Raw genomic sequence first — 23,339 nt, 5'->3', positions numbered from 1 at the left:
AGGCATGCACACCGCCATCTGCGATGAGCTTGGTATCGAGTTTCCGATCTTCGCGTTCACCCACTGCCGAGATGTCGTCGTCGCGGTCAGCAAGGCCGGGGGGTTCGGCGTGCTCGGCGCGGTCGGCTTCACGCCCGAGCAGCTCGAGATCGAGCTCAATTGGATCGACGAGAACATCGGCGACCACCCCTACGGCGTCGACATCGTGATCCCGAACAAGTACGAGGGCATGGACTCGCACCTGTCGGCCGAAGAGCTGGCCGAGACGCTGCGCAAGATGGTGCCCCAGGAGCATCTCGACTTCGGCAAGAAGATCCTCGCCGACCACGGCGTGCCGATCGAGGACAGCGACGGCGACAGCCTGCAGCTGCTCGGCTGGACCGAGGCGACCGCGACACCGCAGGTCGAGGTGGCGCTCAAGCACCCGAAGGTGAAGATGATCGCCAACGCGCTCGGCACTCCCCCGGCCGACATGATCAAGCACATCCACGACGCGGGGCTCAAGGTGGCCGCGCTGTGCGGCTCCCCCTCGCAGGCGCGCAAGCACGCCGACGCGGGCGTCGACATCATCATCGCCCAGGGCGGCGAGGCCGGCGGCCACTGCGGCGAGGTGGGCTCGATCGTGCTCTGGCCGCAGGTGGTCAAGGAGGTCGCCCCCGTCCCCGTGCTCGGCGCGGGCGGCATCGGCAGCGGCCAGCAGATCGCCGCGGCCCTGGCGCTGGGCTGCCAGGGCGCGTGGACGGGCTCCCAGTGGCTGATGGTCGAGGAGTCGTCCAACACCCCGGTTCAGCAGGCGGCCTACATCAAGGCGGGCAGCCGCGACACCGTCCGCAGCCGCTCGTTCACCGGCAAGCCGGCCCGGATGCTGCGCAACGACTGGACCGAGGCCTGGGAGCAGCCGGACAACCCGAAGCCGCTCGGCATGCCGCTGCAGTACATGGTTTCCGGCATGGCGGTGCGGGCCACCAACCGGTACCCCAACGAGTCCGTCGATGTCGCGTTCAACCCGGTCGGACAGGTCGTCGGTCAGTTCCAGAAGGTGGAAAAGACCGCGACCGTCATCGAGCGCTGGGTGCAGGAGTACCTCGAGGCGACCAACCGGCTCGACGAGCTCAACGAGGCCGCCTCCGTCTGACGATCGCTAGACGTCGTCTACGTCGTCGCCTTCGTCGTGGCCGGTGAACACTTCTTTGGCCCGATCCACGGCGTAGGTGCCGATTTCGATCGAGTTTTGAACGATGCCGCTGGCACCGCCGGCGATGTCACCGCGGATGATGTCGCTGGCGTGTTCGACGATGTCGGAGGCCTTCTCGACCGCGTTGGTCGCGATGTCCTTGGCCGCGTCGACCGCATCTTTCGGGGTGAAGCCCATCTCGCGTCTCCTCTAGTCACCGGACAGTCGCTATGACTCTAGTCCGGGCGCGCGGCGCTAGTAGTTCACCAAGGTGCGCCAGTAGGACTCGGGGATCTCGGCGCCGGAGCGCAGTATCCGGGCCAGGCCGACGGCCATCGCGATGCCGAGCAGCCCCAGCCACAGCCCGGTCAGCGCGATGATTCCCCACAGGACGGCCGTGACCGCGGGCCACGGCGACAGCACCGCCAGCACCGGCGCGAAAAAGAATCCGGTCCCGATGTACCACGCCGAGCCGGCACGGTCCGACGCCAGCACGAAGCGCAGCCAGCGCGGCACCGGGGGTGCGCCGGGCTGCCCGTCGTTCATGGCTCAGCCGATCATCCAGCCGGCGGGAAGAATCCCGCCCCGGTGAACCAGCCCTCTTGCCAGCCCCGCTCGCCCAGGCACAGCATCGGCAGGCCGGCCTCCGACTGCGCCGCGGCTTGCGGCCCAGGGCACTTCGCGCCGATCTGCTGCACCCCGTACAGCGGATAGGAAATGACCCAGTAGCCGGTGGTGGCCGCCGGGAACTGGTTGGGCGGCGGGAAGTGGCACGCCTCGGCCTGGCCGCTGGGCCCGCGGCCGAAGATGAACCGCTCATAGTTGTCGCACGGCGCCCCCAACGAGGCCTGATAGTTCATGTTCGGCACGTCGCCGTCGTAGCCGGCCGAGGCGCACGGCGCCACGCCGATCGCGATGCCCGCCAATGAAGCGGCGCTGAGCAATTCCCGAATCATCTTCCACCCCGCTTGTCGTCGCCGGTGACCTGCACCAAAGCATATCCATCGGGCCGCCCGCCACAAGACCGTATCGGCACGGCCGCCGGCGGACGAGGAACACGTTCCAATTCGCGCCCGGCGATCTTGCGCCAATGCTTCCCAACGGTGGTGCGGCAATGGTTTATTTGCACAAAGACGACTAGACCACTTCGTCATCGAGGAGCGGGCAATGCCAACCGTCGAGCCAACCGCCAAGCCGGTCCCCAATCTCCCGCCCGGATTCGACTTCACCGATCCGGACATCCACGCCGAGCGGCTACCGGTGGAGGAACTGGCCGAGCTGCGGCGGACCGCGCCGATCTGGTGGAACGAGCAGCCGATCGGGGCGGGCGGATTCGACGACGGCGGCTTCTGGGTGGTGTCCAAGCACAAAGACGTCAAAGAGATTTCGCTGCGCAGCGACGTCTTCTCCAGCCTGCAGAAGACCGCGCTTCCGCGCTACAAGGACGGCACGGTCGGCGAGCAGATCGAACGCGGCAAGTACGTCCTGCTCAACATGGACGCGCCGCAGCACACCCGGCTGCGCAAGATCATCTCGCGCGCCTTCACTCCCCGCGCCATCGAGCGCCTGCGCGGCGACCTCGCCGAGCGCGCCCGGCGCATCGTGGAGGAAGCGGCCGAACAGGGTCGCGGCGACTTCGTCGAGCAGGTGTCATGCGAGCTGCCGTTGCAGGCCATCGCCGGATTGATGGGTGTGCCACAGGAAGAGCGCAAGAAGCTTTTTCATTGGTCCAACGAAATGGTCGGCGACCAGGACCCCGAATTCGCCAACAACGACGCCATCACCGCCTCGGTCGAACTCATCATGTACGGCATGCAGATGGCCGCCGACCGGGCGAAGAACCCGGGCGAAGACCTCGTGACCAAGCTGGTGCAGGCCGACATCGACGGCCACAAGCTCTCCGACGACGAGTTCGGTTTCTTCGTGATCCTGTTGGCGGTGGCGGGCAACGAGACCACCCGCAACTCCATCACTCAGGGCATGATGGCCTTCACCGACTTCCCGGACCAGTGGGAGCTGTTCAAAAGGGAGCGCCCGGCCACCGCGGCCGACGAGATCGTCCGGTGGGCCACCCCCGTCACGTCGTTCCAGCGCACCGCGCTGCAGGACTACGAACTGTCCGGCGTGCAGATCAAGAAGGGTCAGCGGGTGGTAATGGTCTACCGCTCGGCCAATTTCGACGAGGATGTGTTCGACGACCCGTTCACCTTCAACATCCTGCGCGACCCCAACCCACACGTGGGATTCGGCGGCACCGGCGCGCACTATTGCATCGGCGCCAACCTTGCCCGCATGACCATCGACCTGATGTTCAACGCGATCGCCGACGGCATCCCGAACCTGGAATCGATCGGCAAACCCGAACGGCTGCGGTCGGGCTGGCTCAACGGGATCAAGCACTGGCAGGTCGACTACCACACCAACGGCGCGAAAGCTGGTGCCGCACAGTAGCATCAACTTCCATGGCAACCCATCGAGCTGTTCACGTCAAGTCGGCCGGGGCACCGCTAGAACTGGTCGATGTCGAAACCCGGTCGCCGGGTCGCGATGAGGCGCGCCTGACGGTCACCGCCTGCGGCATTTGCGGCACGGACGCGCACTTCGTCTCGGGCGGCTTCCCCGGCATGACTTGGCCGCTGACGCCCGGGCACGAAATCGCCGGAACCATCGCCGAACTCGGCGATGGTGTCCAGGGTTTCGCCGTCGGCGATCGCGTCGCGGTCGGGTGGTTCGGCGGGTGCTGCTACCACTGCGACGAGTGCCGCAAAGGCCGCTTCATTCATTGCGAGAACGGAAAGGTCCCGAGTTATCAATACCCGGGCGGATACGCGGAATCGGTGACCGTCCCGGCGAGTGCGCTCGCCCGCATACCGTCGGGGCTTTCCGACGCGGAGGCCGCGCCGATGGGCTGCGCCGGCGTCACCACCTACAACGCCTTGCGGCACACGAAGGCGGTGCCCGGCGACCGGGTCGCCATCCTCGGTGTCGGCGGGCTGGGGCACCTCGGGGTGCAGTTCGCCCGGGCGATGGGCTTCGAGACCATCGCGATCGCGCGCGGCGGCGGCAAAGAGGAGGACGCCCGAAAGTTGGGCGCCCACCACTACATCGACTCCACCGCCACCGATCCCGCCGAAGCGCTGAAGGCGCTGGGCGGCGCGGCGGTCGTGCTGGCGACCGCGGGCAACTCGCGGGCGATGGCCGCGACCGTCGGCGGGATATCGCCGCAGGGCGAGCTCGTCACCATCGGCGTCACGCCCGAACCGTTGCCGATCAGTCCCATCCAGCTGATCACACCGGGGGTCAGCATCGTCGGCCATCCCTCCGGCACGGCCAAAGACGTCGAGGACACTATGCATTTCGCGGTCCTGTCCGGTGTTCGGGCGTGGATCGAGGAGCTGCCGCTTCAGCGGGCGGCCGAGGGCTATGCGGCGCTGGAGCAGGGGCGAGCGCACTACCGCACCGTTTTGACGATGTGACTACAGTCGGGCTGTGACCGACCAGTGGACGCTGACCGCAGCCGACGGTGAGCTGCTGATCCGCACCGGCGTCGCGGGCCGGGCGGCGCGAATGGGACATCGGCTCACCATCGCGATGACGCGCTGGGAGGCCACGGTCGTGTGGGCCGGCGCCCAACCGGTGTCCGCGGAGCTGACCGTGGACGTCGATTCGTTCGAGGTGTTGCAGGGCGAGGGCGGGGTCAAGGGATTGTCCGGGCCGGAGAAGGTCCTGGTGAAGTCGAACGCGTTGAAGTCGTTGGACGCCAAGCGTTATCCCGAGATCCGGTTCGCCGCCGACACCGTCGGCAAGACCGACGACGGCTACCGCCTGAGCGGGAAGCTGCACATTCGCGGCAAGTCCCGCGAGCACGTCGTCGATGTGCGCACCGAGGATCTCGGTGCGCGGTGGCGAATGTCGGTCGAATCCACGGTCCGGCAAACCGATTACGGCGTCAAGCCGTACTCGCTGCTGATGGGGTCGGTCCAGGTCGCCGACGAGGTTTCGGTGTCCTGCAGCGCAATTCACGCGAAGGACGGTTGACCGACCGGCTGTCAGGGCTGCGGCTGGGCGGGCGCCTGCGGTGCCGAGTCGCCCGTCGGGTCACCGGCGTCGCCCGGTATGTGCTCGAGCACTCTGGTCAGGTAGGGCTGCCGGTTGCCGGGGTCCGCCGGCGGCGCCTCCGGGGCGGCGGGCTCCGTAACCGGTTCCGCGGTGGGAACCTTCGCCTGCGGGGTCAGCGGCGCGACGACCGGGGGCGGGGCCACCGCCTCCGCGGTCTGTGGGGCCGGCGCGTGCTCCGTGTGCCGTTGCGCCGGTTGGCTCGCGGGCGCCAGCTGAATGCCAACCGCGAGCGATATCGAGCAGACGAAGGTGACCACACCGGCGGCCAGGGTGGTCACCGCCCCGGCGTAGGGCAGCTTGCGCTGCGCCTGCGGCGTTGCGACGGGTTGGCTCGGGGGCACGATCAGTTGGTCGTCGGTGAACTCGGTGCTTCGGGCGGCGGTCAGCGCCGCACCCCGCGCGACGGTCACCTGCGCCATCGTTTGCACGAAAACCGGCACCGGCAGCGTCTTTTCCAGCTGCCACGAGAAACCGTCGATGTCGCTGTGCGCGCCGACGACGACAACCCCGCCGGGTTGCCAGCCGTTGCGGTCGAACATGCCGGTCAGCCAGCGGGTCAGGCCGTCGAAGCCGCCTCGCACCTGCTTGGTCGCCGTCTGGGTCTCCCCGTGGTGGGTGTCGACCATGACGACGGTCGTCGAATCCCGTTCGAGCAGGCAGACGGCGGTCTGTTCGTAGCCGATGACCGGTGCGATGGCCTGGGCCAGGGTCTCGATGGCGTCGAGTGACCGGACGGGGACGACGTTGTCGAATCCGGCGTCGGTGAGCGCTTCCAGTAGCAGCGCGGCCTGCGCGGACGCCTCGTCAGTCCAGGTCACCCCGATGACCCGCAACCGGTGGTCGCTGGCGGCGGCCTGCGCCTCCACCCGCAATATCTCGTCCGTCACCTGTTCCGCGGTACTGGCGGCGTGCGGGCCGCGGCCGGCGGGCAGCTCCAGCTCCTGGTGGTCCAGGATGGTGCCGTCTGCGCCGTGTCCCTCAGCGAGAACCCACCCAACGGCGGCCGGCGTCACTGATAGCCCAAGTACCGTGTCCAAAACTTATGCCCCAATCGGTCCCGGGGCCCCGGCGCCCTCACCCGCACGACGCACCGGAAAACCCTGGTGAGGCGGTTGGTGAGAGCCGGAACGGACCCGAGATAACGTGGTCTTTCATCGGCTTGCTCCGAGAGAGCCTACGCGGTCGGCGCAAGTCCGGCTGCGCCGGTTCGACATCGCCGGACGGCCGCCCGGGCCGGATCCACCGGACGCGCAGGTGGGAAACGGCCGCCGTGTTGTCGCGGCGATAAATGCCTTGCCCGACGAATCGGCCTTTTTGGCGGCGTTTGGTGCGTCACGGTCCCGGCCGTCGTCCCTGGGGGCCGAGAAACGGCTTTGTCCTGCCCGGCGCGCACCGATGTGACCGCTCGCTGCCAGGCGTTTCCGCGCCGCGAGGGTCCCCGGGGGGACGCATGCGCACCGGTGCGCCGTTATCCCGGCCCGCGAAATTGGTGGAAAAAAGCGATACCAAATCGAGATGTCCCCGCGTCCCGATCGACATTCGGGGCTTTTTCACGGTAAATTCCAGCCTGAGACCACGGTCACACACGACAAGGGGCAGGTATGACAGAACTGAGCGAGAAGGTCCGGGCCTGGGGGCGCCGGCTATTAGTCGGTGCGGCAGCGGCAGTGGCCCTGCCGGGCCTGATCAATCTTGCCGGCGGTGCGCCGACCGCGAGCGCGTTTTCGCGGCCGGGTCTGCCCGTCGAATACCTGCAGGTCCCGTCCGCCTCGATGGGCCGCAACATCAAGGTCCAGTTCCAGAGCGGCGGAAGCGGCTCCCCGGCGGTGTACCTCCTCGACGGGTTGCGCGCCCAGGACGACTACAACGGCTGGGACATCAACACGCCCGCGTTCGAGTGGTACTACAAGTCGGGTCTCTCGGTCGTCATGCCGGTCGGCGGGCAGTCCAGCTTCTACACCGACTGGTACCGCCCCGCGTGCGGGAAGGCCGGCTGCTCGACCTACAAGTGGGAAACGTTCCTGACCAGCGAACTGCCCGGGTACCTGTCGTCCGAGCGGAGCGTCAAGCCGAACGGCAGCGCCGCGGTCGGCATCTCGATGGCGGGCGCTTCCGCGATGAACCTGGCGAACTACCACCCCGGTCAGTTCATCTACGCCGGCTCGCTGTCCGGCTACCTCAGCCCGTCCACCGGGCAGGGCTGGATAGGTCTGGCGATGGGTGACGCCGGTGGCTATAAGAAGGAAGACATGTGGGGGCCTGACAACGACCCCGCGTGGCAGCGCAACGACCCCTTGGTCAACGTCAACCTGCTCGTCGAACACAACACCCGGCTCTGGGTGTACTGCGGCAACGGGACTCCGAACGAACTGGGCGGCGCCAACCTGCCGGCCACGTTCCTGGAGAGCAACTTCATGATCGGCGTCAACAAGAAGTTCCAAGACGCCTACAACGCGGCCGGCGGCCACAACGCCGTATTCAACTTCCCGCCGTATGGAACCCACAGCTGGGAGTACTGGGGAGCGCAGCTCAACGCCATGAAGGGCGACCTGCAGAGCAGCCTGGGCGCTACCCCCGGCGGCGGCGGCTAGACCCTCACCTGCCCCGAGGTCGCTACTGCGCCCGACGACGACGCCGTCGGGCGCAGTAGTGCGTTATCGGCCGGGTGGCGATCAACCCGTTTTGGCGAACTGCTCGGTGATGTCGGTCCAGGCCGTCGCGTCCCTGCGGTGGTCGTTCATGTTCCGGCACTCGCCGTAGACGCGTACGACGCCCAGGTGCAAGTCGTCGTCGTGCCGGTAGACGATCGCGGTGACGGCGTCCTTGGTGAACGTCTTGGCGAGCGGGTGATTGTTGGGCGGTAAACCCTCGGCCCAGCCGTGCCCGGTCAGCGACGCGGCGATTGCGGCGAAGTAGTTGTCGGTCGATGCGGCGTCGGGCAGCCAGAACGTCAGGTAGATCGCGCCCTGATACGGCGGGTCGTCACGGTTTTTGCAGGACATCAGCGAGTAGCCGGCCGACGACGCCCGCAGGCCCGCCGTGGCGACGATGCTCTGGGTCGACTGGACGACCTGAGCCCTCGACTGGTCGTCACCGACCGGATTGGCGGGATGGTCCAGGGCGTCGGCGGCCGTCGAGTGCAGGCGCTCCAGCAGAATGAACCCCGCCCCCAGCAGCAAGGGAATGGCCAGCGCAACGACGATCAGCGCACGAATCTTCTTCGAGCGCAACGACTTCTGCGGCGTTTCGTCACCGCGGCGCGCACCGCGACGGTTCATGGTCGGCGACATCAGCACCTCAGGCTAACTCCGAAGGGCCCGGCTGCCGCACAATCATGGTCATGACCGGCGGCCGCGTCACGCTGATGGCCCGCTGCGGCGGACTGCTCGCCGGGCTGGCGATCCTGTTCGCGCCGCCGGCGCCGGCCGACGACACGAGCGCACTGGCCGGGCTGGTCGACGCCGCCGCGCAGCGGTTGCAGATCGCCGAACCGGTGGCCGCGTTCAAGTGGAACACCCACGGGGCCATCGAAGACCCGGAGCGGGTCCAGCAGGAACTCGCGAAATTGGCCGGCCAGGCCTCCGATCGACGCGTCGACCCCGATTACGTCACTGCGGTTTTCGGCGACCAGATCCGCGCCACCGAGGGCATCGAATACAGCCGGTTCGCGGACTGGAAGCTTGATCCCGCGGCCGCCCCGAGCGCATCGCCCGACCTGTCGGTGTCGCGGTCGGCGATCGACGGCCTCAACCAGACGATGCTGAGCCAGCTCGTCGCCCACTGGGACCTGCTGCATTCACCGGCCTGCCCCGCGCAGCTCGACCTGGCCACGCGCGGCGTCGTCGGCAAGCGGGGGCTCGACGGTCTCTATCAACAGGCGCTGGCGTTAGCAACGCGGTCATATTGCCAGCAATAATTTATTTTTTCCTCAACAGTTTCTAACACTTTCTTCTCGCCGCCGGAAAACGCCGTTTGCGCAGATCAAAGGCATATCTCGCGCCATTTTCGAATGGGTAACGCTTTGGCCACAGCGGCCGAAATCCAGGGCATGAAAAATCTCTGCAAGCCTCTCGTCAAGTCCCTGGCGGTCGGCGGGTTCGTTGCAGCGCCGATAGCCTTCTCCGCCGGCGAGGTGAGCGCCGCCCCCACCCCCAACTGGGACGCGGTCGCCCAGTGCGAGTCCGGTGGCAACTGGCACGCCAACACCGGGAACGGCGAATACGGTGGACTCCAATTCAAACCGGCCACCTGGGCCCAATACGGCGGCGTCGGCAACCCCGCCGCCGCGTCCCGCGAGCAGCAAATCGCCGTAGCCAACCGGGTTTTCGCTGACCAGGGCGTGGAGGCGTGGCCGAAGTGCGGCGCCCAATCGGGCCTGCCGATCGGGTGGTACTCGCACCCCGCCCAGGGCATCAAGGAGATCATCAACGGGTTGATTCAGGCGGCGGCGCCGCACTGACGATCAAGGCTATGACCGAGCCGAAAGCTGTGTTTGGATCAGGCCATGGAAGGTTCGGCGACGGTTCATATGGCGGCGTCCGCGGACAAGGTCTGGGACCTGATCGCAAACGTCGGCAACATCGGACGGTTTTCCCCCGAAGTGTTTGAGGCCGAGTGGCTGGGCGACGCGAGGGGCCCGGCCCTCGGCGCGAAATTCCGCGGCCATGTGCGGCGCAACGAGATCGGGCCGGTGTATTGGACGACGTGTGAGGTCACCGCGTGCGAGCCGGGTCGCGAGTTCGGATTCGCGGTGATGCTCGGCGACCGGGCGGTCAACAACTGGCACTACCGCCTGGCACCCAGCGACGGCGGCACGGACGTGACAGAGTCCTTCCGGCTCAGCCCGGCGCCGTGGCTCGGCGTCTACTGGCTGTTCGGTGGATTTCTGCGCAAGCGACGCAACGTCCGCGACATGACCAAAACCCTGAACCGCATCAAAGATGTGGTCGAGGCCGGCTGACGCGCCGTGAAATCGATCTTCATCACCGGCGCCGGCAGCGGCATGGGCCGGGAGGGGGCAAAGCTCTTCCACGCCAAGGGCTGGCGGGTCGGTGCCGTGGACCGCAACGCCGACGGCCTACCGACGCTGCAGTCGGAACTGGGCGCGGAGCGGCTGTGGACCCGCCAGGTCGACGTGACCGACAAAGCCGCGCTGGAGGGCGCCCTGGCCGACTTCTGCGCCGAGAACCCCGACGGTGGGCTCGACATGATGTGGAACAACGCCGGCATCGGGGAAACCGGATGGTTCGAGGACGTGCCCTATGAGGCCGCGATGCGCGTCGTCGACATCAACTACAAGGCGGTGCTGACCGGCGCCTACGCCTCGCTGCCGTACCTGAAGAAGGCTCCCGGCAGCCTGATGTTTTCGACGTCCTCGTCGGCGGGGACTTACGGCATGCCGCGCCTGGCCGTCTACTCGTCGACCAAGCATGCCGTCAAAGGCCTGACCGAGGCGCTCAGCGTGGAGTGGCACCGGCATGGGGTCCGCGTCGCCGACGTGCTTCCCGGCCTGATCGACACCGGCATCCTCACCACGACGACCAACCACTCCGACGATGGGCTTGCGCCGAGGACCGCCGACGACGTTCGGGCCAGCGCCCCCAAGAAGGGGTTGTTTCGGCTCATGCCCGCGAGCAGCGTCGCCGAGGTCGCCTGGCAGGCTTATCAAAACCCGAAGCGGCTGCATTGGTACGTGCCCAAGGGCATTCGCATGATCGATCTGTTCAAGGGTTTGAGCCCGGAGTTCGTGCGACGCAGCATCGTCAAATCCCTGCCCGGAGTGATGCCGGCGCGGCAGTGAAGGAGGTGAACCGGTGCGAAACCGGTTACTCGCGGTCGTTTTCGTGGTGCTCGCGTGCGTCGGCGTGGCCGGATGCGGGCAGGCCCAAACCACGCCCCGCAAGGCCGCGCGCCTGACCATCGACGGTGCCAGTCATACGACACGCCCGCCGTCGTGCAGCCAGACCCAGCAGTACCGCACCATCGACATCAAGGACCGCGACGGCTCGGTGGAGGCCGTGGTGCTCACCAGCGGTTATCGGGTGATGCCCCAGTGGGTGAAGATCCGCAACGTCGACGGGTTCACCGGCAGCTTCTGGGCGGGCGGGGTGGGCGACGCGCACGCCGACGTCACCAACGACGCGTACACGATCAGCGGCAGCGCGTACGGCATCAACAGCAGCAACAACCCCAACAAGGTGATCACGACCGAGTTCAAGATCATCGCCGAGTGCTGACGCCGTCCGGGGTGCGGGCCTAGGCTCGGTGACATCGAGCGATGGAGGGGCCGGTGAAGGAACGTTTGCACTGGTTGGCGATGCACGGCTTCATCCGGGGCGTCGCGACGCTGGGGGTGCGGCGGGGTGACCTGCACGCCAGGTTGATCGCCGATCCGAGGGTGGCCGCCGACCCGGTGCCCTACTACGACGAACTGCGCGCCGCCGGCCCGCTGGTCAAGGGCCGCGTCAGTTATCTGACGGCCGACCACGCGCTCGCGCATGAGTTGCTGCGCTCCGACGACTTCCGCGTGCTGGTGTTCGGGTCGAACCTGCCGGGGCCGTTGCGCCGGTTGGAGGAGCGCACGCGCGACGACCTGCTGCATCCGCTTCGCGCGCCGTCGTTGCTCGCCGTCGAGCCGCCGGACCACACCCGCTATCGCAAGACGGTGTCGGCGGTGTTCACCCCCAGGGCGGTCGCGGCGTTGCGCGATCGCGTGCAGCAGACCGCCGCCGACCTGTTGGATCGGCTGGCAGCCGAATCCGGACAGGTCGTCGACATTGTGGGCCGGTATTGCTCGCAGCTGCCGGTGGCGATCATCAGCGATATTCTCGGCGTCCCCGCCGAAGACCGGCGGCGCGTGCTGGAGTTCGGCGAACTCGCCGCTCCCAGCCTGGACATCGGGCTGACCTGGCGGCAGTACCGCAGCGTGCAGCGAGGGCTGGAAGGTTTCAGCTCGTGGCTCGCCGGGCACCTGAGCGAGTTGCGCCGCAACCCGAGCGACAACCTGATGAGCCAACTGATCCAGATCGCCGAAAGCGGCTCCGCCGAAACGTATTTGGACTCCGACGAGCTGCAAGCGATCGCCGGGCTGGTGTTGGCCGCCGGGTTCGAGACCACGGTCAACTTGCTGGGCAACGGGATTCGCATGCTGTTGGACGCTCCCGACCGCCTTGACACCTTGCGCCACCGGCCCGAGCTATGGCCCAACGCCGTCGAGGAGATACTGCGGCTGGAGTCGCCGGTGCAGCTGACCGCCCGGGTGGCGCTGGGCGACGTCGAACTGGCCGGTCAGCAGCTTCGCCGGGGCGACCTGGTGCTGGTCTATCTGGCCGCCGCCAACCGCGATCCGGCGGTGTTCGCCGAGCCGCACCGCTTCGACATCGAACGGCCCAACGCGGGAAGGCATCTCGCGTTCTCGGGCGGCCGGCACTTCTGTTTGGGTGCGGCGCTTGCGCGCGCCGAGGGCGAGGTGGGGCTGCGCACGTTCTTCGACCGGTTCCCCGAGGTCCGCGCGGCGGGCGCGGGCAGCCGGCGCGATACCCGCGTGCTGCGCGGCTGGTCGTCGCTGCCGGTGGCGCTGGGGCCGGCCCGGTCGATGGCCCGCGTCGACGGCTAGGGCATCCCCTGTTGACACCCGGGGAGTTACCGAGTTTATTTGCGCTATGACAGACGTGTCTATGATCTCGGTCGAGGATGTCGTACTCGGGCTATGGCAGGCGCTCTCGCGGCGGGACTGGGAGGCGGTCAAAACTTTCCTGTCCGATGACTGCCTCTACGCCGACATGCCGGTGCCCGCCTTGTCGGCGCGCGGACCCGAAGACATCGTCAAGCGGCTGAAGATGGGCCTCGAGCCGCTGGCCGGTTACGAGAACCACGACGGCGTGCTGGTGTCCAACGGTTCCGACGTGCTGTACGAGCACTCCGAGACGTGGACGTTCGAGACGGGCGAGCAGGGCGTGCTGAGGTTCGTCACCGTCCATAAGGTCGCGGACGGGAAAATCACCGTCTGGAAAGACTATTGGGACATGAACAGTCTCGTCAGCTTCGCTCCCCCGAACCACTTTGAGAACCTCGCGACGGCCGACACCAGCTGGATCTTCGACGCGACGAGCTTGGTCTAGCGGACCCGTCCCCTCATTTCTCTCCCGGTGTGAGCGCACGAGCACTCCCCCAGAACTGACCAAGTGGAAGGTTCAGGGCTGGGTGGCCAGACTGAGAGACGCGTCGGCGCGCGCCACCACGTTGTCGCCGTGGCGGGTTGGTCAACGGCGAGCCCTCTTACGCGGGGCGGGCACGCGAGATGCTTACCAAATGGATATGAAACTCTATCCCTAGAGGCAACCCAATCTGGCTTCCCGGTGATTCCGGGAGCAGTGCTTCGTCCATCACCATTTTCTTCATGATTCGGCATGAACCGCGCAACGACGATGCACATGACCGAAAGGACGTCGACGATGCCGTGACCGCCAGCAACATCCACCCGTCGATCGCCGCCGACCAGCAGAACCCTCTCCGGTCGGCGTTGCGGGCCACCTTCATCGTGGCTGTGACTGGTGGCACCTTGGCCGGCACCGGGCTGGTCCTGTGGTTGTTGAAAGCGCTGGCGACGAGCAGGTACGCCGTCTACTTCGGGGTCTAGCCCGAAGTGGTCTCGGAATCTTGAGGAGGTCCCATGGTGAAGTCGGAGATCGCGGTTGTGCTCGCCCTGTGCGCCGCGCTGGCATCCGCGATCGGCGCGGTGAGCCGTCAACAGTCCGCGCATGAGGTCACCGACGAGCCAGTCGGCCACTGGGAGTTGTTCCGCATGTCGTTGCGCGACACCCGGTGGTGGCTTGGCGGCGGCGGTGCCGTTGCCAACTACAGCCTGCAAGCCGCCGCGCTGGAGGTCGGGTCGGTGATGTTGGTGACGGCGCTGCAGGTGACGGCGCTGCTATTTGCCCTGCCGGTCAACGCGCGGCTGACCCGTCAGCGGGTGACCCGCGGGCAGTGGATGTGGGCGACGGTGCTCGCCGTCGCTCTGGCGGTGGTCGTCACGGTTGGCGACCCGACGGCCGGGCAGTCGCAGGGGTCGCCGGCAACCTGGACTCTGGTGGCCCTGGTGTTGGGTCCGCTACTGGTGTTCTGTGTCCTGGGTGCGCGCAAGTGGCCCGGTCCGCGTGCGGCGGTACTGCTGGCGGTGGTGGCCGGTTCGTCGCTGGCCCTGTTCGCGGTGCTGACCAAAGCCGTCGTCGCGGCGGCCGGACACGGTTTCGGGGCGCTGCTGTGCGCGCCGGAATTCTATGTCTGGATACTGGCGGCGTTGGCGGGGATGGTCTTTCAGCAGTCTTCGTTTCGCGCCGGTGCGCTGACCGCCTCACTGCCGTCGGTGACCGTGGCCAAACCGGCGGTGGCATCGGTTCTGGGCATCGTGGTGCTCGGCGAGACCCTGAACGCCGACGGCGTGGGCGTAATCGTCCTGGCGTCGGCGGCGATAGTGGTGATTGTCGCGATAGTGGCGCTGGCCCGCGGCGAGGCCCATACGGGGGCGTTCAGTAGTGAGCAAAACGCGCAAACCTCGGCCAATGCCGACACCGGCTGGGTGTTCGGCGCGCCGGCCTTGGTCTGACCGGCCGGTCAGCGGCCTGCATTCGGCCCTCCGCCGACGCTAATCCTGTTGCGCCACAGGATGTTCGGCGATGCCGGCGCTTGGGCGTTCGGATGGTCACCCCTCGTCCTCCGACCATCCGATCGCTTGGGAGCAGCGCCGGTCATCGCCGACGGCTACAAGTACTGCTGGACTCCCCCGTGTCCGTGGCAGGTGCCGCCCGAATGCGGGTGTTCGCTGAACGACCAGCTGCCGTCCGCGCATTTCGCGGTGGCACCGGGTGGCTGTGACGGGCCTTGTTGCGGATAGGGCACGCAATCGCCGGAACTGGCGATGTAACAGCCGGGCGATGAGTGGGCCGGTGCTGCCAGACCGCTTGCGGCGGCGGCGACGACGGCGGCGACGAGAGTCGCTCGAAGCAACATGCTCCCAAATCCTTCTGGTCCTGCGATGGATGGTGACGTTGCCCGATTCGTCGATCGGAGCCTATGCCGCGCGGGGATTTCTCGGGGGGTGAATTGGAAAAATTCGCCTACGACTCGGCGAGCTTCCGCAGGCGTTTGAGAGTGTCGGCGACGGTGCGTCCCACCTGGCGCACGGCGATCCGGTCAGCGATGTACCCGAGCAGGCCCCCGGGCGCCTGATACGACAGCCGGAACGTCACCTTCGTGCAGCCGTCGCCGCGGTCGCGCAACCGGATCCGTCCGCGCAGCGTGACCCCGGTGATGCCGACCCAGGCCAGGTCCCGGCCCTCGTCGAACTCGACCACCTCGATCAGCCCACCCACGGGCACCGAGCCGATCTTCCAGTGAACGGTGTAGCGCGCGCCGACGCCGGCCGGCTTGTCGTTCGACGACTCCCAGCGCTCCAAGTTCGTCATGAACGACGGGTAGCAGTCCGGGTCGCTGACGATCTTCCAGACCGCGTCGCGGTCGGCGTTGATGACGCAGCGACGTTCGACGCGCATCAGCCGATCACCGGGAATCGTCGCTCGGCGGCCAGCCGGTCGACACCGCCCTGCAGGCTGGCCATGACCTTGTCGTGCACCGCTTGGTCTTCGAATTCCGAGCCGTCGACCTCGATCGGGTCCTGCACCTCGATCACGATCTTGGTCGGCAACGGAATGTGGCCCGCCAGGTCGCTGATGTTGAGGCCCCACGGCAGCGCCAGCGAGATCGGGATGCTCTTGAGCCGGAGCAGCTTGTCGGCCATCAGCAGCTTGGCCAGCCACTGCCCGCGGTTGAGGAACAGCGCGCTCTCCTGGCCGCCGACGCTGGCGACGGGAACGATCGGCACGCCGGTTTCGCGGGCCAGCCGCACGTAGCCCATGCGGCCGCCGAAGTCGACGGTGTGGCGTTCCCACGACGGGCGGAAGACCTCGTAGTCGCCGCCGGGGTAGACCAGCAGCGCCGCCCCGGATTCCAGTGCGAGGCGGGCGTTTTCGGGGTTGGCGGCGACCGTGCCGAACTTGCGCAGCCAGCCCAGCGGTGGCGCGGAGACGACGAGGTTGTGGGCCAACTGATAGAAGGGCCGCTCGACGCCGAAGTAGGAGCAGAACGCGAGGGTGAAAACGAACGTGTCCGGGGGCACGTTGCCGCCGCTGTGGTTGCCGACCAGCAGCACCGGCCCCTCGGCCGGGATGCGGTCCAGGCCCCGCACGTCCGCGCGGAAGTACAGCGACGCCAGCAGCCAGGTCCCCGGAAGTTGGTCGCGGATGTAGTCCGGATCGCGCTGATCGAGGTCGGCTTTGGGCACCCGCGACACGACCTGATCGCGGGCCCAGTTCAAGACGTCGCCCATGGTCGCCATTGGGGCGGGGTACCCCGGTGCTACCGCACGTCAAACGCCATAGAGGAGGGCGGCGTTGCCGTGGGCGATCAGGTCGACCACCCGGATGGCGTCGCTCGCGCTCCAATCGCCGTCGGCCACGAAGTTCCGCAGCACGCGATGAATTGCCCTGCGCCACAGGGCCGCGCCGAGGAAATGCAGTTCGGCGGGGCCGAACCCGTCCGACGAGTACAGGATTTTGCCGAAGGGGGCCAGCTCGAGCAGCCGGGCGATGAACGCCGGTGACCGCGCGCCCAGCTGGTTCACGGTCAGTCCGCCGTCGACATAGACGTTGTTGAAGGCCTGCGCCAGGTAGCCGGCCTCCCGCTCGTACGGGTAGCAGTGCAGCAGCACGATCGGGGTGTCCCCGGACCGCCGCAGGAAGTCGAGCAGCAGCAACGGGTTGGTCTTGTGCAGGTCGCAGTCCCGGTCGCCGAGGCCGACGTGGAATTGCAGGGGCTTGCCCAGTCGGAGCGCCTGATGGAGACCGAAGCGCAGCAGCACCCGGTCCTGCAGCCGGGTGCCGCCGGCGTCGCGCCACCGGGCGGCGGCCTCGGTCACCTGCGCCGGTGACGGCTCGCTCAGGTCGCCGTCGAAGCCGCCCCGGTAGGCCAGGATCGACTTGGTGCCCACCGCCGTCGCCGTGCGCCGGCGCAGGATGTCCTCGAAGGCGCTCGCGTAGTCGCCCGGCGCCCGCGCGGCCTGCTCGGCGACCTGCTCGAGGCGCACCACCTCGTGGGCGCGGTTGCCGGAGAGGTTCGCCATCTCGGCCGGCCCGGCGGTGTCGGCGCCGATCCCGGTGTCCACCAGCCAGTCGCTGACTCCGGCGGCCGGCAGGAACGTCCGGGCCAGGTCGGCCTCGCTCAGTTGGCTGCGGCGATCCCAATAGGATTGGGGCTCAGCATGTTTGGGCAGGCCCAGCAGCGGGGCGCAGTGGGCGCGCACGGCGAAGCCGAGCTGAGAGTCGAAGCCCGACCCCGCGATGGGCTCGGTGTTGGCCTCGTTGAGCGCGTTCTCGAACCGCCGCCGGTCCCCCGCCGTCAACCAGCATCCGTGCGCGTGCTGGTCGATCAGGGCCACTTCGCCGATGTGCCGGGCCAACGCGGAGGAATCAGGCGCCATGACGAGCCCGTCACACGCTCCAGGCCATGCGGAACTTGTCCGCCAGTTGCTCGGCCTCCAGGCCGCCGTACCGCTCGTGCTCCAGGCGCCGCACCGCGACCACCATGTCGACCGTTGGATCGCCCAATATGCCCCGCATCAGCTCCGAGCCGTCCAGTGCGGCAATGACTTCCGCCTGTTGCCGGTGCAGGGTGGCGATCCCGTCGCGCTCGCGATCGGCATCGGACAGGGTGGCCGGGTCGACGGTGATCTCCGGTGGCAGCGGCGCTCGGCGGTTGATGCCGTCCAGCGCGAGCCCCAGAATCGCCGCCGACGCCAGGTAGGGGTTCGCCGAGGGGTCCACGATCTTGACTTCGACGTTCCCGCCACGCGGGTTGCCGGGCCCGCCCTCGATGAATCGCACCGCCGCCTCGCGGTTCTCGGTGCCCCAACACGCGTAGGCGCCGGCCCAGTTGCCGGGGTGCATCCGCAGGCCGGACACGATCGACCCGCACAGCACGGCCTGCGCCTGCGGCAGTCCGCGGACCACCCCCGCCACGGCGCTCCCTCCCGCCACCGTCATGCCGCGCGCGCCCGCGCCACCGGAGAACAGCGGCTCCTCCGACATGGTGAGCGAAAAATGTTGGTGCGCACCGGATCCGACGCCGTCGGCGAACGGCGCGGGCGAGAGGCTGATGCGAAGCCCGTGGCGGCGCGCCACGCGGCCGATGACGAGCCGCAACAACACCAGCTGGTCGGCGGCGGCCACCGGCGGTTGGGGCGCCACGGACAGTTCGAATTGGTTGGCGCCGTACTCGGGATGAAACTGGTCGATCGCGATGCCGGCCACCGCCGCCGAGCGGGTCACGTCCCGGACGAACGCCTCGTGCTCGAGGATGCCGGCCAGCCCGTACTGCGCCCACAGCGTCGACGGGAGGCGGGCACCGTCGGGGGCGACCAGCAGGAATTCGACCTCGTGCCCGATCAGCGCCTCGACACCGGCCTCGGCCAGCGCGGCCTCGACGCGGCTCAGCGTGCCGCGCGCGCAGGCCGGAACGGGCGCGCCGTCCTGCTCGAAGAACCCGGCGGGCGCCCACGCCAGCCCGTCGCCGACGATGCGCATCGCCGACAGGTCGATGCGGAGGCGCTGGTCGCCGATCACCCCGACATCGGGGGTGAAGGCGATGCCGCTCTGGTCGATCGCGAAGGCGTGCCACGAGGGGCTGGCGCCGAGGCCGGGATTGGCGAACGCGTTCGTCCGCCGGAGCGGGACCGTCTTGGCCAGGATGAGCCCCGCGGGGTTCACCACGGTGCCGATCACGGTGTCGACGCCCTCGGCCTCCAGCTGGGCGATCGCCGCGGCGGCAAGCGGTGTGCCGGTCATGGCAGTCATTGTGCAGCCTCGAGGCCGCCGAATTCAGTTCTGGCGGGCGGTCAGCTCGGTGACGAACCGATCGAGGAAGCCGTCCAGCGGCGCGCCCCCCGCCGGCCGGATCACGAATTTAGTCAATCCCGCGTCGATGTAGGCGTCGAGTTGTCGGTGCAGCTGGTCCCAACCGGCGGCGATGAGCTCGGCGGGGTCGACGTCCGGGCGCCGCTGCCGAGCGGCCGCGGCCAGTCCGGCGGGCAGCTCGCCGTCGGTGACGGCCAACGAGATGCCGAAGTGATCGGGTTCGATCTCGCGGCCCGCCTGCGCCGCGGCGCGCTGGATCGCCTCGCGGGCCGCCCGCGCCTCGGCCGGGGTGAGGAAACTGCCCAGCCAGCCGTCGGCCAAGGCCCCGATGCGCCGGTACGCCGCCGGCGACGAGCCGCCCACCCAGATGTCCAGCGGGGGCGTGGGCCTGGGCAGCACCGACGCCCCGGTGACGGAGAAATACCGACCCGAATAGCTCGCCCGATCCTCGACCAACGTCGCGCGCAGCACCCGCAACGCCTCGTCGAACACCGCGGCGCGCTCCCCGTCCGGCACCACGAAAACCTCCCGCTCGGCCGGGATCGCCGACCGCAGGCCGAAGACGGGCAGCACCCGCTTCGGTGCGACGGCCGCCAGCGATGCCAGCTGCTTGGCCACCAGCACCGGATGCCGCCCGGGCAGCACGGCCACCGAGGTGCCGACCTTGAGGCGGGTCGTCCGGGCGAGCGCGTAGGCCATGCCGACCACCGGGTCGACCGCCGGGGAGTACACCAGCTCGGAGAACCACAGCGAATCCACGCCGCCGGCCTCGAGACGATCGACGATGGGCGCCAACTGATCTGGTGCGGTGTCCGCGCCCAGTCCGACGCCGAAACGGATCTTCACGCCTAGCGCAACGCGGCGGCGCCGCGGTTTGTGCCCGGAAGACGACGAGCCGCGGCTACGCCCGGCTGGGAATCGTCAGTTTGCAGGCCTGCCCGATGTCGAGCGTGCGCAAGACGCGACCCATGCCCACCCACAGCGCGCAGGACAGCGCCAGATCGGCCAGCAGCTCGTCGGAAAAGTGTGCCGAGCAACGGCTCCAGAAATCCTCGTCGTCGCGCAGGGCGGTGTGGTCGGTGGCGAATCGGTCCGCGAACTCGGCGGCCAGCCGCTCCTGTTCGCTGTAGCCGGGCCAGGTGCGCCACTCAAGCGCGTGGTCATACAACTGCTCGTCGACGCCGGCGGCGGGGCCGTCTTCGTCGCGGGTGTTGACGCAGACCACACATTCGTTGCGGTGGGCGATCACCGCGCGCGCCAGCTCGCGGGTGCGCAGCGGCAACCGGTTCTTCGTGTAGACCGCGTTACTGAAGCCGCCCAGGGCGCCGCCGATGTCGGGAGACTTCGCGAACCAGCCGGCCAGGTCGTCGTCAGCAAATGTTCCGATTCGGCTCATGGCGTGATGGTACGCCCGCACCGCCCGTTTCAGGGGGTGGGCACCGCGATCTTGGTGGTGGGCCGGTCGTCGCTCCAGTCCCGTTGCGCGAGAACGCGCCCCGCGACGCGATTCAGCGCCGCTTCGACCACGCGACGATCCGGTCGTCCGTCGAATCCCGGTGACCGGGCGAGCTTGTCGACCAGCCAGCCCACCAGCAGCGAGTGCACGTAGTCCACTTGCTGGGCGCCGGCCGGCGTCAGCCACATCTGGTCACCGTCGCCCCTGGCGTATCCGGTCGCGATCAGGCGCGCGAAGGTGGGCTCCAAGACCTCGAACGGTATCCGCAGGTAGTCGGCGATGTCGGTGAGCCGGGCCGTGCCGTACATCTGTCCGTAGCGGTTGATGCGCAGGACGCCCCACAATCCGGCCACGTCGAGTCGGCAGTCGGGTCGCATGGCGATGCTGCGCAATCGCATGCCGGGCACCCCGCGCAGCATGCGTTCGACCGCGCCCTCCAGCATCTGATCCGGTGTCTCGGTGTTCGGCATGCCGAACGCGTCGCCGAGATCGATTGTGCTGTCGTGCATTTCGCGCAGCGGGATCTCCCGCAGGAACAGTGCCAGGACGAAGCCGGCCAGCGCGACCGGAACCGCGCAGAAAAACACGTGGGTGAGCGACTCGGCGTAGGCCGCGACGATCGGGGCGGCCGCCTGGCGGGGCAGCCGGTGCAAGGCCTCCGGCGACGCGGCGGCCGCGGCCGGCGCGCGGCTGGCCACCAGTGCCGGGCCGATCCGGCTGTGCAGGAAGTTCGTGAACAGCGAACCGAAAATGGCGGCGCCGAACGAGCTGCCGATCGTGCGGAAGAAGGTGACGCCGGAGGTCGCGACGCCGAGGTCGTCGAAGCTCACGGTGTTCTGCACGATCAGGACGAGGGTCTGCATGCACATCCCGATCCCCGCGCCGAGGATGATTAGGAACAGCGATTGGACCAACGTCGATGTGGACGGGTCCATCCGCGACATCAGAAAGAACGCCACCGCCATGACGGCGGTGCCGGCGACGGGAAAGACTTTGTATCGGCCCGTGCGGCCGACGATGACACCACTGCCCATCGAAGTGATCAGCATCCCGATCACCATCGGCAACGTGCGCAGGCCCGATGTGGTGGCCGAGACGCCGTCGACGAACTGCATGTACGTCGGCAGGAACGTCAGGGCGCCCAGCATCGCGAAACCCACCACGAAGGACAGCACGCAGCACACCGTGAACACCGGGCTGCCGAACAGCCGGGTGGGCAGGATCGGCGCGGCGGCGCGGCTTTCCACCCAGGCGAAGATGCACAACGCGATCACCGAGCCGGCGAACAGGCCGATGATCGTGGGCGATCCCCACGGGTAGGTGGTGCCGCCCCAGCTGGTGGCCAGCGTCAGCCCGGCGGCGCCCAGGCCGACGAACAGGATCCCGGTGTAGTCGATGACCGGTTTGGTGCGCTCGGACAGCGCCGGGATGGCGGCGGCCGCCACGAAGAAGACCACGACCGAAATCGGCACGTTGATCCAGAACGCCCAGCGCCAGGTGAAGTGGTCGGTGAAGTAGCCGCCGAGCAAGGGGCCGATCACGGTGGTGACGCCGAACACCGCGCCCATCGCGCCCTGGTAGCGGCCGCGGTCCCGCAGCGGGATCACCTCGCCGATCAGCGCCATGGCGGTCACCATCAACCCGCCGCCGCCGATGCCCTGCAGCGCCCGTGCCGCCACCAGCATGCCCATCGAGCTGGAGAGCCCACACAGCACCGATCCGGCTACGAAGAACACGACGGCCGCCTGGAACACCCGCTTGCGGCCGAACAGGTCACCGAACTTGCCGACGAGGGCGGTGATGATGGTCGAGGCGAGTAGGTAGCTGGTGACCACCCACGATTGATGGCCTGCGCCACCGAGATTGGCGACGATGGTCGGCAGCGCGGTCGCCACGATCGTCTGGTCCAGCGCGGCCATCAGCATGCCGAGCAGGACCGCGACAAAGATGAAATTGCGTCGCTGCGGGTCGACCGCGACGTCCCCGGGCTCGGAATCCGACGTGCCGCCGGTTTCAGCCGCCGCTGGTGTTGCCCTCGTCATGCCCGCCTTCCCACGGCTTTCGATGGTAGTGAGTGCCCAGTGTCAACCCGTGGCAACCAAAACCGGCGAAAGGCGTGGGCCGGGTCAGCTCGGCGGCCGGGACACGCACTGCGCGGAGTAGAGCTCCACGCCCAGCTTGTCCATCAGCTCCAGCTGCGTCTCGAGGTAGTCGATGTGCTTTTCCTCGTCGGCCACGATCTCTTCCAGCAAATTGGCGCTGGTGGTGTCCTGCTTCTCGCGGCACATGATGATGCCGGGCTTGAGCCGGTCCATCACCTCGTACTCGATCGCCAGGTCGGCCTCGAACTGCTCGCGCAGTGTCTGGCCGATGCGCAACGAAAAGAGGCGCTGGTAGTTGGGCAACCCGTCCAGCAGCAGGATGCGGTCGGTGATGGCCTCGGCGTGCCGCATCTCATCGAAGGATTCGGCCCGGGTGTGCTCGGCGAGCTCGGTGAACCCCCAGTTGTCCTGCATCTTCGAGTGCAGGAAATATTGGTTGATCGCGGTGAGCTCGCCGGTCAGCTGCTCGTTCAGCAGGCGCAAAACATCCGGATCGCCTTGCATCTTCACTCCCCTACGGTGAC

General features: G+C 68.0%; 28 protein-coding genes. 14 read left to right on the top strand and 14 right to left on the bottom strand.

The features are described 5' to 3' along the window. Window positions 1–4: 4 nt before the first annotated feature. Window positions 5–1,135, top strand: coding sequence for a nitronate monooxygenase (locus tag A5702_RS20410; protein WP_055403443.1), 1,131 nt, complete (start codon window positions 5–7; stop codon window positions 1,133–1,135). A 6-nt stretch (window positions 1,136–1,141) separates the two neighbouring features. On the opposite strand, the gene A5702_RS20405 is transcribed toward A5702_RS20410, so the two are convergent. From A5702_RS20405 to A5702_RS20395, 3 genes are read right to left on the bottom strand one after another with little or no spacing between them, the layout of a single operon-like run. Then, window positions 1,142–1,372: a hypothetical protein gene (locus A5702_RS20405; RefSeq protein WP_055403442.1), complete on the bottom strand. Its 231-nt coding sequence runs from the start codon at window positions 1,370–1,372 to the stop codon at window positions 1,142–1,144. A gap of 57 nt (window positions 1,373–1,429) precedes the next feature. Further along, window positions 1,430–1,720 carry a hypothetical protein gene (locus tag A5702_RS20400; protein WP_055403441.1) on the bottom strand — a complete coding sequence of 97 codons (291 nt, stop codon included), beginning with the start codon at window positions 1,718–1,720 and terminating at the stop codon, window positions 1,430–1,432. 11 nt (window positions 1,721–1,731) lie between these two features. Beyond that, on the bottom strand, window positions 1,732–2,130 hold the full coding sequence (locus A5702_RS20395) for a hypothetical protein (RefSeq protein WP_055403440.1): 399 nt from the start codon (window positions 2,128–2,130) through the stop codon (window positions 1,732–1,734). 211 nt (window positions 2,131–2,341) lie between these two features. Between A5702_RS20395 and A5702_RS20390 the strand changes: the two genes are divergently transcribed. Genes A5702_RS20390 through A5702_RS20380 form a run of 3 tightly spaced genes read left to right on the top strand, consistent with a single transcriptional unit; the run spans window position 2,342 to window position 5,212 of the window. Continuing rightward, a complete protein-coding gene (locus A5702_RS20390) occupies window positions 2,342–3,625 on the top strand; it encodes a cytochrome P450 (protein WP_055403439.1) in 1,284 nt (427 codons plus the stop codon). Between the two features lie 11 nt (window positions 3,626–3,636). Next, entirely contained in the window at window positions 3,637–4,650 is a 1,014-nt protein-coding gene (locus tag A5702_RS20385) for an alcohol dehydrogenase catalytic domain-containing protein (RefSeq protein WP_068223149.1), read from the top strand. A 13-nt stretch (window positions 4,651–4,663) separates the two neighbouring features. Beyond that, entirely contained in the window at window positions 4,664–5,212 is a 549-nt protein-coding gene (locus tag A5702_RS20380) for a YceI family protein (RefSeq protein ID WP_068223147.1), read from the top strand. Between the two features lie 11 nt (window positions 5,213–5,223). Here A5702_RS20380 and A5702_RS20375 read toward each other — a convergent pair whose 3' ends face one another. Continuing rightward, complete coding sequence (locus tag A5702_RS20375; protein WP_068223144.1) at window positions 5,224–6,330, bottom strand: hypothetical protein; 1,107 nt, start codon at window positions 6,328–6,330, stop codon at window positions 5,224–5,226. Between the two features lie 564 nt (window positions 6,331–6,894). Between A5702_RS20375 and A5702_RS20370 the strand changes: the two genes are divergently transcribed. Beyond that, window positions 6,895–7,884: an esterase family protein gene (locus tag A5702_RS20370; RefSeq protein ID WP_067819066.1), complete on the top strand. Its 990-nt coding sequence runs from the start codon at window positions 6,895–6,897 to the stop codon at window positions 7,882–7,884. Between the two features lie 81 nt (window positions 7,885–7,965). On the opposite strand, the gene A5702_RS20365 is transcribed toward A5702_RS20370, so the two are convergent. Next, window positions 7,966–8,583, bottom strand: a complete 618-nt coding sequence (locus A5702_RS20365; protein ID WP_197506649.1) for a hypothetical protein — start codon at window positions 8,581–8,583, stop codon at window positions 7,966–7,968. Between the two features lie 44 nt (window positions 8,584–8,627). On the opposite strand from A5702_RS20365, the gene A5702_RS20360 reads away from it, so the two are divergent. From A5702_RS20360 to A5702_RS20320, 9 genes are all read left to right on the top strand, one after another. After that, entirely contained in the window at window positions 8,628–9,209 is a 582-nt protein-coding gene (locus tag A5702_RS20360) for a chorismate mutase (RefSeq protein ID WP_068223141.1), read from the top strand. A 93-nt stretch (window positions 9,210–9,302) separates the two neighbouring features. After that, complete coding sequence (rpfC, locus tag A5702_RS20355; protein ID WP_231965116.1) at window positions 9,303–9,752, top strand: resuscitation-promoting factor RpfC; 450 nt, start codon at window positions 9,303–9,305, stop codon at window positions 9,750–9,752. A 27-nt stretch (window positions 9,753–9,779) separates the two neighbouring features. Then, window positions 9,780–10,253, top strand: a complete 474-nt coding sequence (locus tag A5702_RS20350) for an SRPBCC family protein (RefSeq protein ID WP_156669687.1) — start codon at window positions 9,780–9,782, stop codon at window positions 10,251–10,253. A 6-nt stretch (window positions 10,254–10,259) separates the two neighbouring features. Continuing rightward, window positions 10,260–11,093 carry an SDR family oxidoreductase gene (locus A5702_RS20345; protein ID WP_068223132.1) on the top strand — a complete coding sequence of 278 codons (834 nt, stop codon included), beginning with the start codon at window positions 10,260–10,262 and terminating at the stop codon, window positions 11,091–11,093. A gap of 13 nt (window positions 11,094–11,106) precedes the next feature. Then, on the top strand, window positions 11,107–11,529 hold the full coding sequence (locus A5702_RS20340; protein ID WP_055403430.1) for a lipoprotein LpqH: 423 nt from the start codon (window positions 11,107–11,109) through the stop codon (window positions 11,527–11,529). Window positions 11,530–11,582: 53 nt separating this feature from the next. After that, window positions 11,583–12,908, top strand: a complete 1,326-nt coding sequence (locus A5702_RS20335; RefSeq protein WP_068223151.1) for a cytochrome P450 — start codon at window positions 11,583–11,585, stop codon at window positions 12,906–12,908. 61 nt (window positions 12,909–12,969) lie between these two features. Then, window positions 12,970–13,413, top strand: a complete 444-nt coding sequence (locus A5702_RS20330; protein ID WP_068223130.1) for a limonene-1,2-epoxide hydrolase family protein — start codon at window positions 12,970–12,972, stop codon at window positions 13,411–13,413. A 278-nt stretch (window positions 13,414–13,691) separates the two neighbouring features. Then, the gene (locus A5702_RS20325; RefSeq protein ID WP_068223126.1) at window positions 13,692–13,931 is read left to right on the top strand and encodes a hypothetical protein; all 240 of its coding nucleotides are present in this window, start codon (window positions 13,692–13,694) and stop codon (window positions 13,929–13,931) included. A 33-nt stretch (window positions 13,932–13,964) separates the two neighbouring features. Next, window positions 13,965–14,897 (top strand): DMT family transporter, encoded by a 933-nt coding sequence (locus tag A5702_RS20320; RefSeq protein ID WP_068223123.1) that lies wholly within the window; start codon window positions 13,965–13,967, stop codon window positions 14,895–14,897. 155 nt (window positions 14,898–15,052) lie between these two features. Here the strand turns inward: A5702_RS20320 and A5702_RS25910 are convergent, their stop codons facing one another. The 9 genes from A5702_RS25910 to bfr all read right to left on the bottom strand — a co-directional run bounded on the left by A5702_RS25910 (window position 15,053) and on the right by bfr (window position 23,319). After that, window positions 15,053–15,301, bottom strand: a complete 249-nt coding sequence (locus A5702_RS25910; RefSeq protein WP_082956141.1) for a DUF3761 domain-containing protein — start codon at window positions 15,299–15,301, stop codon at window positions 15,053–15,055. A 107-nt stretch (window positions 15,302–15,408) separates the two neighbouring features. After that, window positions 15,409–15,843, bottom strand: coding sequence for an SRPBCC family protein (locus tag A5702_RS20315; protein ID WP_055403426.1), 435 nt, complete (start codon window positions 15,841–15,843; stop codon window positions 15,409–15,411). Next, on the bottom strand, window positions 15,843–16,685 hold the full coding sequence (locus A5702_RS20310) for a lysophospholipid acyltransferase family protein (RefSeq protein ID WP_067821257.1): 843 nt from the start codon (window positions 16,683–16,685) through the stop codon (window positions 15,843–15,845). The genes A5702_RS20315 and A5702_RS20310 overlap by 1 nt, the downstream gene beginning before the upstream one ends. A gap of 30 nt (window positions 16,686–16,715) precedes the next feature. Next, complete coding sequence (locus A5702_RS20305; protein ID WP_068223120.1) at window positions 16,716–17,825, bottom strand: amidohydrolase family protein; 1,110 nt, start codon at window positions 17,823–17,825, stop codon at window positions 16,716–16,718. 10 nt (window positions 17,826–17,835) lie between these two features. Beyond that, window positions 17,836–19,188: a glutamine synthetase family protein gene (locus A5702_RS20300; protein ID WP_068223117.1), complete on the bottom strand. Its 1,353-nt coding sequence runs from the start codon at window positions 19,186–19,188 to the stop codon at window positions 17,836–17,838. 33 nt (window positions 19,189–19,221) lie between these two features. Further along, on the bottom strand, window positions 19,222–20,103 hold the full coding sequence (locus A5702_RS20295; protein ID WP_068223116.1) for a TIGR03854 family LLM class F420-dependent oxidoreductase: 882 nt from the start codon (window positions 20,101–20,103) through the stop codon (window positions 19,222–19,224). A 55-nt stretch (window positions 20,104–20,158) separates the two neighbouring features. Then, the gene (locus A5702_RS20290) at window positions 20,159–20,653 is read right to left on the bottom strand and encodes a carboxymuconolactone decarboxylase family protein (RefSeq protein ID WP_068223150.1); all 495 of its coding nucleotides are present in this window, start codon (window positions 20,651–20,653) and stop codon (window positions 20,159–20,161) included. 29 nt (window positions 20,654–20,682) lie between these two features. Further along, a complete protein-coding gene (locus A5702_RS20285) occupies window positions 20,683–22,755 on the bottom strand; it encodes an MDR family MFS transporter (protein ID WP_068223106.1) in 2,073 nt (690 codons plus the stop codon). A gap of 84 nt (window positions 22,756–22,839) precedes the next feature. After that, window positions 22,840–23,319, bottom strand: a complete 480-nt coding sequence (gene bfr, locus A5702_RS20280; protein WP_055405255.1) for a bacterioferritin — start codon at window positions 23,317–23,319, stop codon at window positions 22,840–22,842. Window positions 23,320–23,339 lie beyond the last annotated feature (20 nt).

It is taken from the genome of Mycobacterium sp. E3339, assembly GCF_001666915.1.
In the GTDB taxonomy this organism is placed as follows: Bacteria; Actinomycetota; Actinomycetes; order Mycobacteriales; family Mycobacteriaceae; genus Mycobacterium.
The sequence above is the reverse complement of the archived record's forward strand: the minus strand, read 5'-3'. Positions and strand labels throughout refer to the sequence as shown.

Bases quoted from the DNA above. Each gene is read 5' to 3' on its own strand.
- A5702_RS20410 (WP_055403443.1), top strand. From the start codon at position 5: ATGCACACCGCCATCTGCGATGAGCTTGGTATCGAGTTTCCGATCTTC.
- A5702_RS20405 (WP_055403442.1), bottom strand. From the start codon at position 1,372: ATGGGCTTCACCCCGAAAGATGCGGTCGACGCGGCCAAGGACATCGCG.
- A5702_RS20400 (WP_055403441.1), bottom strand. From the start codon at position 1,720: ATGAACGACGGGCAGCCCGGCGCACCCCCGGTGCCGCGCTGGCTGCGC.
- A5702_RS20395 (WP_055403440.1), bottom strand. From the start codon at position 2,130: ATGATTCGGGAATTGCTCAGCGCCGCTTCATTGGCGGGCATCGCGATC.
- A5702_RS20390 (WP_055403439.1), top strand. From the start codon at position 2,342: ATGCCAACCGTCGAGCCAACCGCCAAGCCGGTCCCCAATCTCCCGCCC.
- A5702_RS20385 (WP_068223149.1), top strand. From the start codon at position 3,637: ATGGCAACCCATCGAGCTGTTCACGTCAAGTCGGCCGGGGCACCGCTA.
- A5702_RS20370 (WP_067819066.1), top strand. From the start codon at position 6,895: ATGACAGAACTGAGCGAGAAGGTCCGGGCCTGGGGGCGCCGGCTATTA.
- A5702_RS20365 (WP_197506649.1), bottom strand. From the start codon at position 8,583: ATGTCGCCGACCATGAACCGTCGCGGTGCGCGCCGCGGTGACGAAACG.
- A5702_RS20360 (WP_068223141.1), top strand. From the start codon at position 8,628: ATGGTCATGACCGGCGGCCGCGTCACGCTGATGGCCCGCTGCGGCGGA.
- rpfC (WP_231965116.1), top strand. From the start codon at position 9,303: ATGGGTAACGCTTTGGCCACAGCGGCCGAAATCCAGGGCATGAAAAAT.
- A5702_RS20330 (WP_068223130.1), top strand. From the start codon at position 12,970: ATGATCTCGGTCGAGGATGTCGTACTCGGGCTATGGCAGGCGCTCTCG.
- A5702_RS20325 (WP_068223126.1), top strand. From the start codon at position 13,692: ATGATTCGGCATGAACCGCGCAACGACGATGCACATGACCGAAAGGAC.
- A5702_RS20320 (WP_068223123.1), top strand. From the start codon at position 13,965: ATGGTGAAGTCGGAGATCGCGGTTGTGCTCGCCCTGTGCGCCGCGCTG.
- A5702_RS25910 (WP_082956141.1), bottom strand. From the start codon at position 15,301: ATGTTGCTTCGAGCGACTCTCGTCGCCGCCGTCGTCGCCGCCGCCGCA.
- A5702_RS20315 (WP_055403426.1), bottom strand. From the start codon at position 15,843: ATGCGCGTCGAACGTCGCTGCGTCATCAACGCCGACCGCGACGCGGTC.
- A5702_RS20310 (WP_067821257.1), bottom strand. From the start codon at position 16,685: ATGGCGACCATGGGCGACGTCTTGAACTGGGCCCGCGATCAGGTCGTG.
- A5702_RS20305 (WP_068223120.1), bottom strand. From the start codon at position 17,825: ATGGCGCCTGATTCCTCCGCGTTGGCCCGGCACATCGGCGAAGTGGCC.
- A5702_RS20300 (WP_068223117.1), bottom strand. From the start codon at position 19,188: ATGACCGGCACACCGCTTGCCGCCGCGGCGATCGCCCAGCTGGAGGCC.
- A5702_RS20290 (WP_068223150.1), bottom strand. From the start codon at position 20,653: ATGAGCCGAATCGGAACATTTGCTGACGACGACCTGGCCGGCTGGTTC.
- A5702_RS20285 (WP_068223106.1), bottom strand. From the start codon at position 22,755: ATGACGAGGGCAACACCAGCGGCGGCTGAAACCGGCGGCACGTCGGAT.
- bfr (WP_055405255.1), bottom strand. From the start codon at position 23,319: ATGCAAGGCGATCCGGATGTTTTGCGCCTGCTGAACGAGCAGCTGACC.